This is a genomic window from Actinoplanes sp. NPDC051633 (assembly GCF_040681735.1).
Classification (GTDB): domain Bacteria; phylum Actinomycetota; class Actinomycetes; order Mycobacteriales; family Micromonosporaceae; genus Actinoplanes.
This window is the reverse complement of record NZ_JBFAZH010000684.1, coordinates 1-4274: the sequence shown is the minus strand read 5'-3', so window position 1 is coordinate 4274 and position 4274 is coordinate 1. Positions and strand designations below refer to the sequence as shown.

General features: G+C 72.5%; 5 protein-coding genes. 3 read left to right on the top strand and 2 right to left on the bottom strand.

Translation table 11 applies throughout. The features are described from left to right. The first annotated feature begins 115 nt into the window (after positions 1–115). From AB0M20_RS29700 to AB0M20_RS29690, 3 genes are all read left to right on the top strand, one after another. Entirely contained in the window at positions 116–796 is a 681-nt protein-coding gene (locus AB0M20_RS29700; RefSeq protein WP_364303622.1) for an FAD-binding oxidoreductase, read from the top strand. 20 nt (positions 797–816) lie between these two features. After that, positions 817–1794 (top strand): LLM class flavin-dependent oxidoreductase, encoded by a 978-nt coding sequence (locus AB0M20_RS29695; RefSeq protein WP_364303621.1) that lies wholly within the window; start codon positions 817–819, stop codon positions 1792–1794. 119 nt (positions 1795–1913) lie between these two features. After that, on the top strand, positions 1914–2417 hold the full coding sequence (locus tag AB0M20_RS29690; protein ID WP_364303620.1) for a hypothetical protein: 504 nt from the start codon (positions 1914–1916) through the stop codon (positions 2415–2417). Between the two features lie 18 nt (positions 2418–2435). Here the strand turns inward: AB0M20_RS29690 and AB0M20_RS29685 are convergent, their stop codons facing one another. Both AB0M20_RS29685 and AB0M20_RS29680 read right to left on the bottom strand, forming a co-directional pair. Next, positions 2436–2858 carry a hypothetical protein gene (locus AB0M20_RS29685; RefSeq protein WP_364303619.1) on the bottom strand — a complete coding sequence of 141 codons (423 nt, stop codon included), beginning with the start codon at positions 2856–2858 and terminating at the stop codon, positions 2436–2438. A 57-nt stretch (positions 2859–2915) separates the two neighbouring features. Then, positions 2916–4262, bottom strand: a complete 1347-nt coding sequence (locus tag AB0M20_RS29680) for an FAD-dependent oxidoreductase (protein WP_364303624.1) — start codon at positions 4260–4262, stop codon at positions 2916–2918. Between the last annotated feature and the right edge of the window lie 12 nt (positions 4263–4274).

The window sequence follows — 4274 nt, the reverse complement described above, 5'->3', positions numbered from 1 at the left end:
ACTCAAAAAATGAGTAGTCTTTTTATTTTGCATTTAAAGCCCTTTCTAGGACATTTAATCATTCCACGTATAAAAATAACTAAACGGCGGCGTCACCATCCACGAGGGCACGCGCGTGCGGTCGATCGCGCCCGGCCGCGTCGAGACCGACCGCGGCACCGTGAGCGCCGGTGTCGTGGTGCGCGCGCTCGAGGCCTGGACCGCCACGCTGCCCCGGCAGCGGCGCACGGTCGCGCCCGTCTACTCGCTGATGATCGCCACCGAGCCGCTCCCGGCGGCCGTCTGGGACCGGATCGGGCTGCGCCGGCGGGAGACCTTCTCGGACGAGCGGCGGCTGATCATCTACGGTCAGCGGACCGCCGACGACCGGCTCGCCTTCGGCGGGCGCGGCGCGCCCTATCACTTCGGGTCACGGATCCGGCACGGCTACGACCGGGTGCCCGCGGTCTTCGACGCGCTGACCCGCACGCTGACCGAGCTCTTCGACATCACGCCGCGGGTCACCCACCGCTGGGGCGGCCCGCTGGGGATCCCACGGGACTGGACGCCGTCGGTGGGGCTGCGCGACGGGGTCGGCTGGGCCGGCGGATACGTGGGCGACGGCGTGGCCGCGGCCAACCTCGCCGGGCGTACCCTCGCCGATCTGATCCTGAAGCGGGACACCGGGCGCGTGACGCTGCCGTGGGTGGGCCACCGCTCGCGGCGCTGGGAACCGGAGCCGGCCCGCTGGCTCGGCATCAACACGGTGCTGCACGTCACGGCCCTGCGGGACCGCTGGGAGGGCCGGGCCCGGTGATCGCGGGGCAGGATGGACGCATGGCGATCCCTCTCTCGCTGCTCGACCTCGCGCCCATCGCGCCCGGGCAGAGCGCTCGTGACAGCTTCGCGGCCAGTGTCGAGCTGGCCCGGGCCGCAGAGCGCAGCGGCTATCGGCGGGTCTGGTATGCCGAGCACCACAACATGCCGACCATCGCGTCCTCCGCCACCGCCGTGCTGATCGGCCATGTCGGGGCGCACACCGACCGCATCCGGCTGGGCGCCGGCGGCATCATGCTGCCCAACCATTCGCCGCTCGTGATCGCCGAGCAGTTCGGCACGCTCGGGTCGCTCTTCCCGGGCCGGATCGACCTGGGGCTGGGCCGTGCGCCCGGCAGCGACCAGACCACCCTGCGGGCGCTGCGCCGCAGCAACGAGAGCGCCGACACCTTCCCGCAGGACGTGCTGGAGCTGAACGGCTACCTCGCCGGCCGGTCCCGCATCCCGGGCGTGCGGGCGGTGCCCACCCCGGCCGAGCCCGTCCCGCTGTTCATCCTCGGCTCGTCGCTGTTCGGCGCCCAGCTCGCCGCGCAGCTCGGCCTGCCGTACGCGTTCGCCTCCCACTTCGCCCCCGACGCGCTGCACCAGGCGGTCGCCGTCTACCGCGACACGTTCCGCCCGTCCGAGCAGCTCGCCGAGCCGTGGGTGATCGCCGGCGTGAACGTGTTCGCGGCCGAGGACCACGACCGGGCCGTCGAGATGCGCGCCGAGGCGTACCGCGCCCGGACCCGCGGGATGCTGACCCGCGGCGGCGCCCCCGCCGACTTCACAGACGCCGAGATCGACGCGTTCCTCGAGTCGCCGGAGGGCCGCGGGCTCGCGGCAATGACCCGCTACACGGCGGCGGGCACGCCGGCCGAGGTGCGCGAGTTCCTGGAGGGCTTCGCCAAGGAGGCGGGCGCCGACGAGCTGATCACCGCGCACCACGCCCAGCGGATCGAGGACCGCATCCGGTCGGTGGAGCTCACCGCCTCCTGAGCGTGGACGGTAGGCTACCCGACCGTCCACTGTCGATGGCACGAAGCCGTGAGCAAACGCCCGCCCGGCGTCCCTACCTTCGGTCACGTTGACGAACACGACGTGTCAGGAGATGGATGATGTCCGCTCGTACCCTTTCGATCCTCGTTCTCGGCGCCGCTCTCACGGCCGGCCTCGCGGCCTGCGGGAGCGACGCCCGGCCCGCAGCGCCGGTGCAGAGCGCGCCGAGCAGCCCGATCCCTAGCAGCAGCCCGATCTCGAGCAGCCCGGCCCCCAGCGCGCCGGTCCAGAGCGCGCCGGTCCAGAGCCCGCCGGTCGAGACCGAGCCGGTGAGCAAGCAGGCGGGCCGTCCGGCCGAGGGCTGCCCGGTGGACGAGACCACCCTGCTGACGGTGATGGGCCGGGAGGACGACCCGAAGTCGCAGTTGCGCGGCATCGTCTGCCACCGCGACTACGCGATCGCCGGCCTCTACACCCCCGGCTTCACCGGCGAGGTCGCGACCTTCCGCCACGGCGACGGCGCCTGGCACCACTTCACGGCCGGCAGCGGGCGGCTCTGCGAGGGCCTGCCGGCCGACGTGGCGAAACGCTTCCGCAGCCGGTGGTCCGGCTGCCGGGCCTGACCGGTCAGCCGGATCCCGTCAGCCGAGGCAAGGCGCACCGGCGATGCCCTGCGACAGCTCGTCGCCGGACTTGCCGGTGACCCGGACCGAGTTGATGTCGCCCTGATAGGACACCTTGGCGGCTGCCTCGCAGATCTCCTTCGCGGCGGCCGCCTCGCCGTCGGCCAGCGAGGTGCTGATCGCCACCGTCGTGCACTGACCGACGACCTCCACCTTGGTCACGGCCTTCGACGCGATCACCGACCGGATGTCGTCGACCGACATGGCACATTCCGCGGTCGCGGTGTGCTTCGCGGCGTCTCCGGCCGGTGCCGCCTGGGCCGATGCCGCAGCAGCCGGCGATGCAGCCGGCGAGGTAACCGTCGGCGTGGCCGGCTCGTCGGCACCGCACGCGGCGAGGAACAGGACGGTGACGGCGGCCACGGCGGTGATCTTCGGCATGCGCTGACCGTAAGCGAGTGTCCGCCCAGCTCAGCGCATGTGTCATATGCACGACGGTCAGGAGTCGAAGCCCAGGCCCATCCGGTCGAGCGTCCGCAGCCACAGGTTGCGCCTGCCCTCGTTGCGGTCGGCCCGGGCGATCGACCAGCGGGTCAGCTCGATCACGCCGCTGCGCACCGGCTCCGGCGGGAACGGCAGCGGCTTGCTCCGCACCATTTCCAGTGACGTCAGCTCGGTGCGGGCGCCGCTCAGCAGGTCGAGCATGACGTTCGCGCCGAACCGGGTCGCGCCCACGCCCAGGCCCGTGTAGCCCGCCGCGTACGCCAGCCGGCCGCCGTACGCGGTGCCGAAGAACCCGCTGAACCGGCTGCACGCGTCGATCACGCCGCCCCACTTGTGGGTGAAGCGGATCCCGTCCAGCTGCGGGAACGTGGCCGCGAAGTGTTCCGCCAGCAGCCTGAACGTCGCCTCCCGCTGGTCCCGCGCCGGGCTGATGCGGCCCCCGTGGTAGTAGACGGCGTCGTAGCCGCCCCACAGGATCCGGTTGTCCGCGGAGAGCCGGAAGTAGTGGAACTGGTTGGCCGCGTCACCCAGCCCCTGCCGGTTGCGCCAGCCGATCGAGTCGAGCTGCGACGGCGTGAGTGGCTCGGTCATCAGCACGTAGTCGTACACCGGGACCACGTAGTGCCGCAGGCGCTTGAGCAGGCTGCCGTGCGCGCCGGTGGCGAGGGCCACGCGGCCCGCCCGCACCTCGCCCCGCGGCGTGTTCAGCCGCAGCGCGCCCCGCTCGTTGACCAGGCGCAGAACGGGTGTGTTCTCGAAGATCCGCACGCCGAGCGAGAGGCAGGCGCGGCGCAGGCCCCAGGCGAGGCGGGCCGGGTCGACCATCGCGCAGCCGGTGCGGTCCCACAGCCCGCCGAGGAAGCGCGGCGACCGCACCTCCGCCTGCACCTCGGCGCGGTCCAGCAACGTCACGTCCAGGCCGCGCGCGGTCGCTTCGCCGAACGAGGTGGTCAGCTCCCGCATCTGCCATTCCTCGGTGGCCACGACGAGCTCCCCGGTCGGTTCCCACGAACAGTCGATGCCGTAGTGCTCGACGGCCAGGCCGATCGTGGTGAGGTTCTCCCGGCCGAGCCGCTCCAGCTCGGAGATCTCCGCCGGGAAGCGGGTCAGCCCGTTGTCGAACCCGTGCGTCAGGCTGGCCGAGCAGAACCCGCCGTTGCGCCCCGACGCCGCCCACCCGGCCGTGCCCGCCTCCAGCACGACGACGTCCCGGCCGGGGTCGCGCTCCTTGGCCAGCAATGCCGTCCACAGCCCGCTGTACCCGGCGCCGACCACCGCCAGGTCCGCCGTGTCCACCGCGTGCAGCGCCTCGAGAGCCGGCGGCGCCCCCGGCTGGGTCAGCCAGTACGGCTC

What these genes read in the sequence shown, in the direction of transcription:
- AB0M20_RS29685 (WP_364303619.1), bottom strand. Translation starts at nt 2,858, where the DNA reads ATGCCGAAGATCACCGCCGTGGCCGCCGTCACCGTCCTGTTCCTCGCC.
- AB0M20_RS29690 (WP_364303620.1), top strand. Translation starts at nt 1,914, where the DNA reads ATGTCCGCTCGTACCCTTTCGATCCTCGTTCTCGGCGCCGCTCTCACG.
- AB0M20_RS29695 (WP_364303621.1), top strand. Translation starts at nt 817, where the DNA reads ATGGCGATCCCTCTCTCGCTGCTCGACCTCGCGCCCATCGCGCCCGGG.